Consider the following 12,916-nt stretch of genomic DNA (forward strand, 5'->3'; position numbering starts at 1 on the left):
ATGAGTATTTTAATTAAACCTATTATAACGGAAAAAGCAACAAATGCAAGCGAATTATTTAATCGTTATACATTTATTGTGTCTAAGAAAGCTAATAAACTTGAAATTAAAAACGCTGTAGAAAAAACTTACGGTGTTACAATTGAAAGTGTGAAAACAATGAATTATCCAGTTCAACGCAATACAAAATACACTAAAAGTGGAATTGTTCAAGCAATGAAAGGAGCTTATAAAAAAGCAGTTGTTCAATTAGCTGAAGGTAATAATATTGATTTTTATAGCAATATATAAGAAGGATAAAAAATGTCAGTTAGAAAATTAAAACCAATAACACCAGGTCAGCGTTTTAGAGTAGTAAATGGGTTCGACACCATTACTGCTGATAAGCCGGAAAAAAGCTTAATAGCACCGAAAAAAAGATCTGGAGGTCGAAACAATAATGGTAAAATGACGATGCGCTACATTGGTGGTGGTCATAAGAAAAAATACCGTATTATTGATTTTAAAAGAAATAAAAATGGGGTTCCTGCAACCGTTAAAACAATTGAGTACGATCCAAATCGTACAGCTTTTATTGCATTGCTTAATTATGCAGATGGAGATAAAAGATATATCATTGCTCAAAACGGATTAAAAGTTGGACAAACTGTAATTTCTGGTGAGGGAGCTACTCCTGATGTTGGAAATACAATGTTGTTGAGCCAAATACCTTTAGGAACAACAATTTCTTGTATTGAGTTACATCCTGGTCAAGGAGCGGTATTAGCACGTAGTGCTGGTTCATTTGCTCAATTAATGGCAAGAGATGGTAAATACGCTACTGTGAAATTACCTTCTGGAGAAACTAGAATGATTTTATTAACTTGTTCTGCAACTATTGGCGTTGTGTCAAATTCAGATCATCAGTTGTTAGTTTCAGGAAAAGCAGGTAGAACTCGTTGGTTAGGAAGAAGACCACGTACAAGACCAGTTGTAATGAACCCAGTAGATCACCCAATGGGAGGTGGTGAAGGTCGTGCATCAGGAGGTCATCCAAGATCAAGAAAAGGAATTCCAGCAAAAGGATTCAAAACACGATCTAAGACGAAAGCGAGTAATAAATATATTATAGAACGTAAAAAGAAATAATTGATATATGGCACGTTCATTAAAAAAAGGACCTTACGTTGCTCTTCAACTAGAAAAGAAAGTTCAAGAGAAAGTAGAATCAGGAAATAAATCAGTTATCAAAACTTGGTCAAGATCTTCAATGATTACACCAGATTTTGTTGGACAAACAATAGCTGTTCATAACGGACGTCAGTTTGTTCCAGTATATGTTACTGAAAACATGGTAGGGCATAAGTTAGGAGAGTTTTCACCAACACGTTCTTATAGAGGACATGGTGCTGATAAAAAAAATAAAGGAAAAAAATAGTAGGTAATCATGGGAGTTCGAAAAAAAATAAGAGCACAACAGATAAAAGAGGAGAAAAAGCAAGTAGCTTTTGCTAAGCTTACGGGTTGTCCTACATCACCAAGAAAAATGCGTTTAGTTGCAGATTTAGTAAGAGGAGTAGAGGTTGAAAAAGCTTTACAAATTTTAAAATTTAATGTTAAAGAATCGTCAATAAATCTTGAGAAATTATTATTGAGTGCTATTGCAAATTGGCAAGCAAAAAATGAAGGTTCAAACATTGAAGATGCAGGATTATTTGTAAAAGAAATTTTTGTAGATAGCGCAGGAATGTTAAAGAGATTAAGACCAGCACCTCAAGGTCGTGCACACAGAATTAGAAAACGTTCTAATCATGTGACTTTAGTCTTAGGAAGTAAAAACGTTAGCAATTAATTATAAGTAGAAATGGGACAAAAAACAAATCCAATAGGAAATCGTTTAGGAATTATCAGAGGATGGGATTCTAACTGGTATGGAGGAAGAAACTACGGAGATAAAATTGCTGAAGATGATAAGATAAGAAGGTATGTTCATGCTAGATTATCTAAAGCAAGTGTTTCAACTGTAATTATTGAGCGTACACTTAAACTTGTAACCGTTACTATCACTACTGCTAGACCTGGTATTATTATTGGGAAAGGTGGACAAGAGGTAGACAAGTTAAAAGAAGAGCTTAAAAAGATTACCGGTAAAGAAGTTCAAATAAACATATTTGAAATTAAACGTCCAGAACTAGATGCTCGTTTAGTTGCAGCAAGTATTGCTCGTCAAATTGAGAATAGAATCTCATACAGAAGAGCTATTAAAATGGCAATTGCAGCAACAATGCGTATGAATGCAGAAGGTATTAAAGTTCAAATTTCAGGTCGTTTAAATGGTGCTGAAATGGCACGTTCTGAACACTATAAAGAAGGAAGAATTCCTCTTTCTACTTTTAGAGCCGATATTGATTATGCCCTTGCTGAAGCACATACTACTTACGGCCGTTTAGGTGTAAAAGTATGGATTATGAAAGGCGAAGTTTATGGAAAAAGAGAATTATCACCTTTGGTTGGACTTTCTAAAAAAGAAGGTAAAGGAGAAGGTAGAGGAAACTCTAAAAAGTCACAAGCTCGCAGAAGAAAATAATATTTAAAATTTACAAGGTAAAATGTTACAGCCAAAGAGAGTTAAATATCGTAAAGTACAGAAAGGGAAAGGGCAGATGTCAGGAGATTCACAAAGAGGGCACCAACTTTCTAATGGAATGTTTGGTATCAAAGCTTTGGAACAAGACTTACTTACGTCTCGTCAAATAGAAGCAGCTCGTATTGCGGCAACGCGTTATATGAAAAGAGAAGGTCAATTATGGATTAAAATATTTCCAGACAAGCCTATTACTAAAAAGCCATTAGAAGTTCGTATGGGAAAAGGTAAAGGTGCTCCTGAATATTTTGTAGCCGTAGTGAAACCAGGAAGAATCATGTTTGAAGTAGGTGGAGTGTCTATGGAAATAGCAAAAGAAGCTTTACGTTTAGCAGCACAAAAATTGCCTGTTAAAACTAAGTTTATTGTAGCTAGAGATTTTGATAACGCTTAATAACCGATTAAAGAAATGAAACAATCAGAAATTAAAGGATTATCAACGGAAGAGTTACAAGAGAAACTTGGAAGTTTAAAGAAAAGTTATACAGATCTAAAAATGGCTCACACAATTTCGCCATTGGAAACACCAATGCAATTAAGAGCCCTTAGAAAATCTGTAGCACGTGTTGCAACAGAATTAACTAAAAGAGAATTACAATAATTGTATTCAGAAGTAAAAGATGGAAAAAAGAAATCTTAGAAAAGAGAGAATAGGTGTAGTTTCAAGCAATAAAATGGAGAAATCTATTGTTGTTTCTGAAGTTAAAAAAGTGAAGCACCCTATGTACGGTAAATTCGTGTTAAATACTAAAAAGTATGTTGCACACGATGAGAAAAATGATTGCAATATTGGAGATACTGTTAGAATAATGGAAACACGTCCAATGAGTAAATCTAAACGTTGGAGATTAGTAGAAATCCTAGAAAGAGCAAAATAATATGTTACAGACAGAATCAAGATTACGAGTAGCAGATAATACTGGAGCTAAAGAAGTTTTAGTTATCCGCGTTTTAGGAGGAACCAAAAAACGTTATGCGTCAATTGGAGATAAAATTGTTGTAGCTGTAAAAGATGCTACTCCAAATGGATCTATTAAAAAAGGCCAAGTTGCAAAAGCGGTAGTTGTTAGAACGAAAAAAGAAATTAGAAGAAAAGACGGATCTTATATTCGTTTTGATGACAATGCGTGTGTATTGTTAGATGCTTCTGAGCAAATGAAAGGTACCCGTGTATTCGGACCTGTTGCAAGAGAACTTCGTGAAAAACAATTTATGAAGATTGTATCATTAGCACCTGAAGTGCTTTAAAACTTATAAATTATGAAGTTAAAGATAAAATCAGGAGATACTGTTAGAGTAATGGCAGGTGACCATAAAGGTGAAGAAGGAAAAGTAGTTACTATTTTTTCTAGTAAAAACAGAGCAATTGTAGAAGGTGTCAATTTGATATCAAAACATACAAAACCTAGTGCACAAAACCCTCAAGGTGGAATTGTGAAAAAAGAAGCTTCTATTCATATTTCTAATCTAATGCTTATCGAAAGCGGTAATGCAGTTAAAGTTGGATTTAGAACAGAAGGTGATAAGAAAGTTAGGTTTTCTAAAAAATCTGATAAAGCAATTTAGTTATGGCTTATATACCAAGACTTAAAGAAGAGTATAACAGTAGAGTAATAAGTGCTCTAACTGAAGAGTTCAGTTACAAAAACGTAATGCAAGTTCCTAAATTACAAAAAATTGTAGTTAGTAAAGGAGTTGGCGCTGCAGTAGCTGATAAGAAATTAATTGATTACGCTGTAGAAGAATTGACTAAAATTACTGGTCAAAAAGCATTATCAACAATATCTAAAAAAGACGTTGCAACTTTTAAATTACGTAAAGGAATGCCAATTGGTGCCAAAGTAACATTAAGAGGTGATAAAATGTATGAATTTTTAGATAGATTGGTAACAGCTTCCTTACCTCGTGTAAGAGATTTCGGTGGAATTAAAGCAAATGGTTTTGACGGAAGAGGAAACTATAATTTAGGTATTACTGAACAAATCATTTTCCCAGAAATTGATATTGATAAAGTAAACAAAATTAGCGGTATGGATATCACTTTTGTAACATCTGCAAATACTGATAAAGAGGCAAAATCATTATTAACGGAATTAGGTTTACCATTTAAAAATAATTAAGGAATGGCTAAAGAATCAATGAAAGCCCGTGAGGTTAAGAGAAAAAAATTAGTTGACAAGTATGCTGAAAAACGCAAAGCTTTAAAAGAAGCTGGTGATTATGAAGCATTACAAAAACTACCTAAAAATGCTTCTCCAGTGCGTTTACACAACAGATGTAAATTAACAGGAAGACCAAAAGGGTATATGAGACAATTTGGTATTTCGCGTGTAACATTCCGTGAAATGGCTAACCAAGGTTTAATACCAGGAGTTAGAAAAGCAAGCTGGTAAAATTATAAATTGGTTTTAGGTTCAATAAACAATTGAAAACCAAAACCGCAAAATTGAAATAAATGATTACAGATCCAATCGCAGATTATCTAACTAGAGTTAGAAATGCTATTATGGCAGGGCACAGAATTGTTGAAATTCCAGCTTCTAAAATTAAAAAAGAAATAACTAAGATTTTATTCGATCAAGGTTATATTTTAAGCTACAAGTTTGAGGACAATAACGTTCAAGGAACAATTAAAATAGCTTTAAAGTATGATAAGGCTACTAAATCTTCAGTAATTAAAAAATTACAAAGAGTAAGTACACCTGGTTTAAGGAAATATGTTGGGGCAACTGAAATGCCTCGTGTATTAAACGGTTTAGGTATAGCTATAGTTTCTACATCAAGAGGTGTAATGACTGGTAAAAAAGCTACCCAAGAGCATGTTGGTGGAGAAGTTTTATGTTACGTATATTAATAAAGAACTAAACAAAGATGTCAAGAATAGGAAATAATCCAATTACTTTACCAAATGATGTTACATTTGATATTAAAGAAAATGTAATAACTGTAAAAGGTAAATTGGGAGAGTTAACTCAGGAAATAGCAGGAGATATTACTGTTAAAGTTGAAGATGGAAACGTAGTTTTAGAACGTCCATCAGATAGTAAAGACCATAAAGCAAAACATGGTTTATACAGAGCTTTATTAAACAATATGATTACGGGAGTTTCAACAGGATGGACTAAACAATTAGAACTTGTGGGTGTAGGTTATAGAGCAAGTAATCAAGGTCAAGTACTTGATTTAGCTTTAGGATTTTCACACAATATAATTTTAGAATTAGCACCTGAAGTTAAAGTTGAAACCGTTTCAGAAAAAGGAAAAAATCCAATTATTAAATTAACTTCTTTTGACAAACAACTTGTTGGAGCAGTTGCAGCTAAGATTCGTTCTTTCCGTGCACCAGAACCATACAAAGGAAAAGGTGTTAAATTTGTTGGGGAAATATTAAGAAGAAAAGCAGGTAAATCTGCATAATAATTAAGAGTATTATGGCATTATCAAAGCTTGAAAGAAGAATTAGAATTAAACATAGAATTAGAAAAGTAGTATTTGGTACTGCTGATCAACCAAGATTATCTGTGTTTAGAAGTAATAAAGAAATTTATGCTCAGTTAGTTGATGATAATTTAGGTACAACCATTGTATCTGTATCATCAAGAGATAAAGAAATCGATGCTAAAGGAACTAAAACTGATGTAGCAAAGTTAGTAGGTAAAAGTATTGCCGAAAAAGCTATGAAAGTTGGAGTATCAAACGTAGCATTCGATAGAAATGGATTTTTGTATCACGGAAGAGTGAAAGCTCTAGCAGACGCTGCAAGAGAAGCAGGTTTAAAATTTTAGTAAATTATGTATCAGAAATACAATAACGTAGAAAGAGTAAAACCTAGTGGGTTAGAACTACAAGATCACTTAGTTGGTGTACAAAGAGTTACTAAAGTAACAAAAGGTGGTAGAGCATTTGGATTTTCAGCTATTGTTGTAGTTGGGGATGGAAATGGTGTTGTAGGACATGGATTAGGTAAATCTAAAGATGTTGCTTCAGCTATTGCAAAAGCAATTGAAGACGCAAAGAAAAATTTAGTAAGAGTTCCTATTATTAACCAAACGTTGCCTCATGAACAAAAAGGTAAATTTGGTGGAGCGAAAGTATTTTTAAAACCAGCTTCACACGGTACTGGGGTAATTGCAGGTGGTGCAGTTCGTGCGGTACTAGAATCTGTTGGTGTACATGATGTACTTTCTAAATCTCAAGGATCTTCAAATCCTCACAATGTGGTAAAAGCAACTTTTGATGCATTATTACAATTGCGTAGTGCAAGTATGATTGCTCAAGAGAGAGGAATTTCTTTAGAAAAATTATTTAAAGGATAAAACAAGGAGAAAGATGGCAAAAATAAGAGTAACACAAGTAAGAAGTAAAATTAGACGTCCACAAGATCAAAAAAGAACTTTAGAGGCACTAGGTTTACATAAAATGGATCAAGTAGTGGAACATGAAGCTACTCCATCAATCCTTGGAATGGTAAATAAAGTTAAACACTTAATTTCTGTTGAAGAAGTTAAATAACATATTTAAGAAATGACATTAAATAACTTACAACCTGCAGAAGGATCAGTTAAAAATCAAGGAAAACGTATTGGTAGAGGAGAAGGATCTGGTAAAGGTGGGACAGCTACTAGAGGACATAAAGGAGCAAAATCTCGTTCTGGATATTCTAAAAAAGTTGGTTTCGAAGGAGGTCAAATGCCTTTACAAAGACGTGTGCCTAAATTTGGTTTTAAAAATATTAATCGTAAAGAATATGTTGGTGTTAACTTGCATAAATTGCAAGAATTAATAGATAATAATATTATTACAGATACTGTAACTTTAGATGTTTTAATTGAAAATAGATTAGCAGGAAAAAATGACCTAGTAAAAATATTAGGTAATGGAGAGCTAAAAGCAAAATTAGATGTTAAAGTTCATAAATTTACAGCTACTGCTAAAGCAGCTATTGAAAAATTAGGCGGTACAGCAGAAACATTATAATATTTAAGTAAGATGAAAAAATTTATACAAACCATTAAAGACATTTGGACAATAGAAGAACTTAGAAATAAGATTTTATTGACACTTGGATTTATGGCTATTTATCGTTTTGCTGCTCAAATACCATTACCGGGAATTGATATTACTGCTGCTCAAGCTGCATTACAAAATCAAACTAGTGGAGGTGGAATTTTAGGCTTATTAGATATGTTTACTGGTGGAGCTTTTGCAAGAGCTTCAGTTGTAGCATTGGGTATTATGCCTTATATTTCTGCATCTATTGTGGTACAATTAATGGGAATTGCGGTTCCTTATTTACAGAAACTACAAAAAGATGGAGAAAGTGGAAGAAAGAAAATCAATCAAATTACACGTTGGTTAACTATTGCAATCACAATGGTTCAAGGACCGGCTTATATTACTAATATTTATCAATTAATTCCATCATCTGCTTTCTACATTAGTGGTAGTATGTTTTGGTTATCATCTATGGTAATTTTAACAGCTGGAACCATCTTTGCAATGTGGTTGGGTGAAAAAATTACTGATAAAGGAATTGGTAACGGTATTTCGTTATTAATTATGATTGGTATTATAGCTCGTTTTCCTGGAGCGTTTATTCAAGAAGCAGTATCTAAAATTTCCGCATCAAATGGTGGGTTAATTATGATACTTATTGAAGTAATCATATGGTTCGTAGTAATCTTAATTTGTGTTTATTTAGTTACTGCAGTAAGACGAATTGCTGTACAGTATGCTAGAAAAACCGTTGCAGGAAATATCAAAAGTGTATCGGGGTCAAGAGATTATTTACCTTTGAAATTAAATTCATCAGGAGTTATGCCAATAATATTTGCTCAAGCAATTATGTTTGCACCAGCTTTATTAGCTAGATCTGATAATGAGTTTATTAAATCAATTGGTATTGAATTTTCCAATATGTTTGGTTTATGGTATAATTTATTATTTGCATTTTTAATTATAATTTTTAGTTATTTTTACACCGCAATTACAATACCTACAAATAAGATGGCTGATGATTTAAAGCGTAGCGGTGGATTTATTCCAGGAATTAGACCAGGAAAAGATACAGCTGAAATGTTAGATAGAATTTTATCTCTTATAACATTCCCAGGTTCGTTATTTTTAGCTTTGGTTGCAATTTTGCCTTCTATTGTTATAAATTTTGGATTGACACAAGGATGGGCATTATTTTATGGAGGAACATCATTATTGATTATGGTTGGTGTTGCAATAGATACTATTCAACAAATTAATTCTCACTTATTAAATCGTCATTATGATGGTTTAATGAAAAAGGGTACTAAAAGAAAATCAATTTCATAATGGCAAAACAACCAGCAATACAACAGGACGGAACTATTACAGAAGCTTTGTCTAATGCTATGTTTCGAGTAGAGTTGGAAAATGGACATATAGTAACGGCTCATATATCAGGTAAAATGCGTATGCATTACATTAAATTATTACCTGGTGATAAAGTTAAACTGGAAATGAGTCCATATGATTTAACAAAAGCAAGAATTACTTACAGATACTAAAGATAAAACGATGAAAGTTAGAGCATCAGTAAAAAAGAGAAGTGCCGAGTGCAAGATTGTGCGTAGAAAAGGCAGATTATATGTAATCAACAAAAAAAATCCTAGATTTAAACAAAGACAAGGATAATTATGGCAAGAATAGCAGGTATTGATATTCCAAAAAACAAAAGAGGTGTTATTGCCTTAACGTATATTTTTGGAATTGGAAAAAGCAGAGCTAAAGAAATTTTAGCAATTGCAAAAGTTAGTGAAGATACAAAAGTTCAAGATTGGACTGATGATGAAATTCATAACATTAGAGAACAAGTAGGAACTTACAATATTGAAGGTGAATTACGTTCTGAAATTCAATTAAACATTAAGCGTTTAATGGATATTGGTTGTTATAGAGGAATCCGTCATAGATCTGGATTACCTTTACGTGGTCAAAGAACAAAAAATAATTCTAGAACTAGAAAAGGTAAGCGTAAAACTGTAGCTAATAAGAAAAAGGCAACTAAATAATAACTAATATTATGGCGAAAACAACTTCAAAAAAACGTAAAGTTATTGTAGAGGCAGTAGGTGAAGCTCACATTACAGCTTCATTTAACAATATTATTATTTCACTTACTAATAAAAAAGGTGATGTAATTTCTTGGTCATCAGCTGGAAAAATGGGATTTAGAGGTTCTAAAAAGAATACTCCTTATGCTGCTCAATTAGCTGCAGAAGATTGTGCAAAAGTTGCACATGAAGCAGGTATGAGAAAAGTAAAAGTGTATGTTAAAGGACCAGGTAACGGAAGAGAATCTGCAATCAGATCTATTCATAATTTAGGAATTGAAGTTTCTGAAATTATTGACGTTACTCCATTACCACACAATGGTTGTAGACCTCCAAAAAGAAGAAGAGTATAATTATAATAAATTTTAACCGATAGGATTATATGATTATCGAAGGATTAGCCTTAATTCATAATCCCTATCAATTAACAAATAAAAATGGCAAGATATACAGGACCAAAAACTAAAATTGCTCGTAAATTTGGTGAAGCAATTTTTGGAGATGATAAAGCTTTTGAAAAAAGAAATTATCCTCCAGGACAACACGGAGCTAACAAGCGTAGAGGTAAAAAATCTGAATACGCAATTCAGTTAGAAGAAAAGCAAAAAGCTAAATATACCTATGGTATTTTAGAAAAACAATTTAGAAACATATTTAAAAAAGCATCGGCATCGTCAGGTGTTACAGGTGAGATTTTATTACAATTATGTGAATCTAGATTGGATAATGTTGTATACAGATTAGGAATTGCTCCTAGTAGAAGTGCAGCACGTCAGTTAGTATCTCATAGACATATAACAGTTAATGGAGAATTAGTTAGTATTCCTTCATATACTTTAAATGCTGGTGATGTAGTTGCTGTTAGAGAAAAATCTAAATCATTAGTTGCTATTGAAGATTCTTTAGCTAATAGAAATGATGTATATGAATGGCTTACTTGGAATTCAGATACAAAACAAGGTAACTTTGTAAGTGTACCTGAAAGAATTCAAATTCCTGAAAATATCAAGGAACAATTAATCGTAGAGTTATACTCTAAATAATTTTAAAGATACCAATTCTATTATGGCAATTTTAAATTTTCAAAAGCCCGATAAAGTAATTATGATCGATTCTACCGATTTTAGTGGTAGATTTGAGTTCAGACCTTTAGAACCTGGATTTGGTTTAACGGTTGGTAATGCTTTAAGAAGAGTGTTATTATCTTCTTTAGAAGGTTTTGCAATAACATCACTTCGTATTGAAGGTATTGAACACGAATTTTCAACAATTAAAGGTGTTGTTGAAGATGTAACTGAAATTATCTTAAATTTAAAGCAAGTACGTTTCAAAAAGCAAATTGATGATACTGATAGAGAAACTGTAAATGTTTCTATTTCAAATCAAAGTCAGTTAACTGCCGGAGACTTACAAAAATATATTTCTGGTTTTCAAGTATTAAATCACGATTTAGTAATTTGTAATATGGAAAAATCTGTTACTTTAGATTTTGAAATTACAATTGAAAAAGGAAGAGGATTTGTACCAGCTGAAGAAAACAAAAAATCAGGAGTAGCTTTAGGAACAATTTTTACAGATTCTATTTTTACACCTATTAAAAATGTAAAATACGCTGTTGAAAACTTCCGTGTAGAACAAAAAACAGATTACGAAAAATTGGTTTTTGACATTACTACAGACGGGTCAATTGCACCTAAAGATGCTTTAACCGAGGCTGCAAAAATTTTAATTCATCATTTTATGTTATTCTCAGATGAGCGTATAACTTTAGAAGCTGATGAAATTGCTCAAACTGAAACTTATGATGAAGAGTCTTTACATATGCGTCAGTTGTTAAAAACAAAGTTAGTGGATATGGATTTATCTGTAAGAGCACTAAATTGTTTAAAAGCTGCTGAAGTTGATACATTAGGAGATTTAGTATCATTTAATAAAAACGATTTAATGAAGTTCCGTAATTTCGGTAAAAAATCTTTAACTGAACTTGATGAATTAGTTCATAATAAAGGTTTGAATTTTGGGATGGATTTAAGCAAATATAAATTAGATAAAGATTAATTTAAAACGAAAGTTTTAATTACGATAAGATAAGATGAGACACGGAAAGAAATTTAATCACTTAGGAAGACAAACCGCACATAGAAAAGCTATGCTTGCTAATATGGCTTGTTCTTTAATTGAGCATAAAAGAATTAACACAACTGTTGCTAAAGCAAAAGCATTACGTCAGTTTGTTGAGCCTTTAATCACAAAATCAAAAGATGATACTACGCATAATCGTAGAATTGTATTTAGTTATTTACGTAACAAATATGCAATTACTGAATTATTTAAAGAAGTATCAGTTAAGGTTGCGGATAGACCAGGAGGATATGTTCGTATCATTAAATTAGGAAATCGTCAAGGAGATAACGCTCCAATGGCTATGGTTGAACTAGTTGATTACAACACAACATACAATCCAAATAGTAAAAAGAAAAAGAAAACAACGCGTAGAGGAAAGTCTAAAAAGGCTGAAGACACTGTTGTTGATGCCGCAGATACAACTGAAGAAACTAAGAGTGATAATTAATGTTAATTAATCATCAATTATAAAATAAAAAGGATAAATTATTAATAATTTATCCTTTTTTTTACCTTTATAATAAATAATTAAAAAAAAACTTATGAAAAAGATATTTGTATTCCTGTTTTCAATATCAACTGCTTATTTTTTACAAGCTCAAACATTTATAAATTACAATACTTTGTCCGGAAAAGATGCCGGAGCAACTGTCAGTGCTTATATTAATAATAATTCTGAAATGAGTGGGAGTTTTTATTTGTATGAAAATTGGGAAAATAATGCAACTGTTTTATTTAAAAATGAAGAAGTTTTGATAAAAAACATAAACTTTGATGCATTAAGAGGCAAATTTGTTTCCCAAATTTCTACTGATTCTGTATTCGTATTCTATAACTTAGATAAAGTTTTTATTTTAGGAAAAACTTTTATAAATATAAATAACAAATATTATCAAAGTTTAGATAGTAGCAACCCAGAAAATGGATTTTTAAAAGAATATTATATTAAAGAAATTAAACCCGAAGTTCATGTAATTTCCAACAAAGTTTTAAAACCCGGTGAAAAGAAATTAATGCATAAATATTATATGTATTTAAATAATACACTAACAGAAATAAATTTAAAAAAGAAAGATATTTTAAA

The 12,916-nt window shown here is 31.8% G+C and carries 27 protein-coding genes; all 27 read left to right on the forward strand.

What is annotated here, in order from left to right; translation table 11 throughout:
* Complete coding sequence (gene rplW, locus BM335_RS10250) at positions 1-291, forward strand: 50S ribosomal protein L23 (protein WP_090226595.1); 291 nt, start codon at positions 1-3, stop codon at positions 289-291.
* Between the two features lie 12 nt (positions 292-303).
* Positions 304-1,128: a 50S ribosomal protein L2 gene (gene rplB, locus BM335_RS10255; protein ID WP_090226599.1), complete on the forward strand. Its 825-nt coding sequence runs from the start codon at positions 304-306 to the stop codon at positions 1,126-1,128.
* 7 nt (positions 1,129-1,135) lie between these two features.
* The gene (rpsS, locus tag BM335_RS10260; RefSeq protein ID WP_090226602.1) at positions 1,136-1,417 is read left to right on the forward strand and encodes a 30S ribosomal protein S19; all 282 of its coding nucleotides are present in this window, start codon (positions 1,136-1,138) and stop codon (positions 1,415-1,417) included.
* A gap of 9 nt (positions 1,418-1,426) precedes the next feature.
* Positions 1,427-1,831, forward strand: coding sequence for a 50S ribosomal protein L22 (rplV, locus tag BM335_RS10265; RefSeq protein WP_090226607.1), 405 nt, complete (start codon positions 1,427-1,429; stop codon positions 1,829-1,831).
* 12 nt (positions 1,832-1,843) lie between these two features.
* Complete coding sequence (gene rpsC, locus BM335_RS10270) at positions 1,844-2,566, forward strand: 30S ribosomal protein S3 (protein ID WP_090226611.1); 723 nt, start codon at positions 1,844-1,846, stop codon at positions 2,564-2,566.
* Positions 2,567-2,588: 22 nt separating this feature from the next.
* Positions 2,589-3,017 carry a 50S ribosomal protein L16 gene (gene rplP, locus BM335_RS10275; protein ID WP_090226614.1) on the forward strand — a complete coding sequence of 143 codons (429 nt, stop codon included), beginning with the start codon at positions 2,589-2,591 and terminating at the stop codon, positions 3,015-3,017.
* Between the two features lie 15 nt (positions 3,018-3,032).
* The gene (gene rpmC / locus BM335_RS10280) at positions 3,033-3,224 is read left to right on the forward strand and encodes a 50S ribosomal protein L29 (protein WP_090226618.1); all 192 of its coding nucleotides are present in this window, start codon (positions 3,033-3,035) and stop codon (positions 3,222-3,224) included.
* A gap of 19 nt (positions 3,225-3,243) precedes the next feature.
* Positions 3,244-3,501, forward strand: a complete 258-nt coding sequence (gene rpsQ, locus BM335_RS10285; RefSeq protein ID WP_090226622.1) for a 30S ribosomal protein S17 — start codon at positions 3,244-3,246, stop codon at positions 3,499-3,501.
* Position 3,502: 1 nt separating this feature from the next.
* Positions 3,503-3,871 carry a 50S ribosomal protein L14 gene (gene rplN, locus BM335_RS10290; RefSeq protein WP_090226625.1) on the forward strand — a complete coding sequence of 123 codons (369 nt, stop codon included), beginning with the start codon at positions 3,503-3,505 and terminating at the stop codon, positions 3,869-3,871.
* A gap of 9 nt (positions 3,872-3,880) precedes the next feature.
* Positions 3,881-4,189 carry a 50S ribosomal protein L24 gene (gene rplX / locus BM335_RS10295; protein ID WP_090226629.1) on the forward strand — a complete coding sequence of 103 codons (309 nt, stop codon included), beginning with the start codon at positions 3,881-3,883 and terminating at the stop codon, positions 4,187-4,189.
* 2 nt (positions 4,190-4,191) lie between these two features.
* Positions 4,192-4,743 (forward strand): 50S ribosomal protein L5, encoded by a 552-nt coding sequence (gene rplE / locus BM335_RS10300; RefSeq protein ID WP_090226634.1) that lies wholly within the window; start codon positions 4,192-4,194, stop codon positions 4,741-4,743.
* A gap of 3 nt (positions 4,744-4,746) precedes the next feature.
* Entirely contained in the window at positions 4,747-5,016 is a 270-nt protein-coding gene (gene rpsN, locus BM335_RS10305) for a 30S ribosomal protein S14 (protein WP_090226638.1), read from the forward strand.
* 62 nt (positions 5,017-5,078) lie between these two features.
* Positions 5,079-5,477 (forward strand): 30S ribosomal protein S8, encoded by a 399-nt coding sequence (rpsH, locus tag BM335_RS10310; RefSeq protein ID WP_090226641.1) that lies wholly within the window; start codon positions 5,079-5,081, stop codon positions 5,475-5,477.
* A gap of 17 nt (positions 5,478-5,494) precedes the next feature.
* Entirely contained in the window at positions 5,495-6,040 is a 546-nt protein-coding gene (rplF, locus tag BM335_RS10315; RefSeq protein ID WP_090226644.1) for a 50S ribosomal protein L6, read from the forward strand.
* Between the two features lie 14 nt (positions 6,041-6,054).
* Positions 6,055-6,408, forward strand: a complete 354-nt coding sequence (gene rplR, locus BM335_RS10320; RefSeq protein WP_090226652.1) for a 50S ribosomal protein L18 — start codon at positions 6,055-6,057, stop codon at positions 6,406-6,408.
* Positions 6,409-6,414: 6 nt separating this feature from the next.
* Positions 6,415-6,939 carry a 30S ribosomal protein S5 gene (gene rpsE / locus BM335_RS10325; RefSeq protein WP_090226656.1) on the forward strand — a complete coding sequence of 175 codons (525 nt, stop codon included), beginning with the start codon at positions 6,415-6,417 and terminating at the stop codon, positions 6,937-6,939.
* Positions 6,940-6,952: 13 nt separating this feature from the next.
* Positions 6,953-7,135: a 50S ribosomal protein L30 gene (gene rpmD / locus BM335_RS10330; protein ID WP_090226659.1), complete on the forward strand. Its 183-nt coding sequence runs from the start codon at positions 6,953-6,955 to the stop codon at positions 7,133-7,135.
* 12 nt (positions 7,136-7,147) lie between these two features.
* A complete protein-coding gene (gene rplO, locus BM335_RS10335; protein ID WP_090226663.1) occupies positions 7,148-7,600 on the forward strand; it encodes a 50S ribosomal protein L15 in 453 nt (150 codons plus the stop codon).
* A gap of 12 nt (positions 7,601-7,612) precedes the next feature.
* Positions 7,613-8,947, forward strand: a complete 1,335-nt coding sequence (gene secY, locus BM335_RS10340) for a preprotein translocase subunit SecY (RefSeq protein WP_090226667.1) — start codon at positions 7,613-7,615, stop codon at positions 8,945-8,947.
* Positions 8,947-9,162: a translation initiation factor IF-1 gene (gene infA / locus BM335_RS10345; RefSeq protein ID WP_068206835.1), complete on the forward strand. Its 216-nt coding sequence runs from the start codon at positions 8,947-8,949 to the stop codon at positions 9,160-9,162. Before secY ends, infA begins: the two co-directional genes overlap by 1 nt.
* A gap of 10 nt (positions 9,163-9,172) precedes the next feature.
* Positions 9,173-9,289, forward strand: coding sequence for a type B 50S ribosomal protein L36 (gene ykgO / locus BM335_RS10350; protein WP_073370549.1), 117 nt, complete (start codon positions 9,173-9,175; stop codon positions 9,287-9,289).
* A gap of 2 nt (positions 9,290-9,291) precedes the next feature.
* Entirely contained in the window at positions 9,292-9,666 is a 375-nt protein-coding gene (gene rpsM / locus BM335_RS10355; protein WP_090226671.1) for a 30S ribosomal protein S13, read from the forward strand.
* An 11-nt stretch (positions 9,667-9,677) separates the two neighbouring features.
* Complete coding sequence (gene rpsK / locus BM335_RS10360; RefSeq protein WP_090226675.1) at positions 9,678-10,061, forward strand: 30S ribosomal protein S11; 384 nt, start codon at positions 9,678-9,680, stop codon at positions 10,059-10,061.
* An 84-nt stretch (positions 10,062-10,145) separates the two neighbouring features.
* Positions 10,146-10,751: a 30S ribosomal protein S4 gene (gene rpsD / locus BM335_RS10365; RefSeq protein ID WP_090226683.1), complete on the forward strand. Its 606-nt coding sequence runs from the start codon at positions 10,146-10,148 to the stop codon at positions 10,749-10,751.
* Positions 10,752-10,773: 22 nt separating this feature from the next.
* Positions 10,774-11,766 (forward strand): DNA-directed RNA polymerase subunit alpha, encoded by a 993-nt coding sequence (locus BM335_RS10370; protein WP_090226686.1) that lies wholly within the window; start codon positions 10,774-10,776, stop codon positions 11,764-11,766.
* Between the two features lie 34 nt (positions 11,767-11,800).
* Entirely contained in the window at positions 11,801-12,280 is a 480-nt protein-coding gene (gene rplQ / locus BM335_RS10375) for a 50S ribosomal protein L17 (protein ID WP_090226690.1), read from the forward strand.
* Between the two features lie 94 nt (positions 12,281-12,374).
* Positions 12,375-12,916 (forward strand): hypothetical protein (locus BM335_RS10380; RefSeq protein ID WP_143102413.1); only part of this gene is annotated, 542 nt, incomplete at its 3' end.

The organism is Lutibacter maritimus, assembly GCF_900116115.1.
Classification (GTDB): Bacteria; Bacteroidota; Bacteroidia; order Flavobacteriales; family Flavobacteriaceae; genus Lutibacter; species Lutibacter maritimus.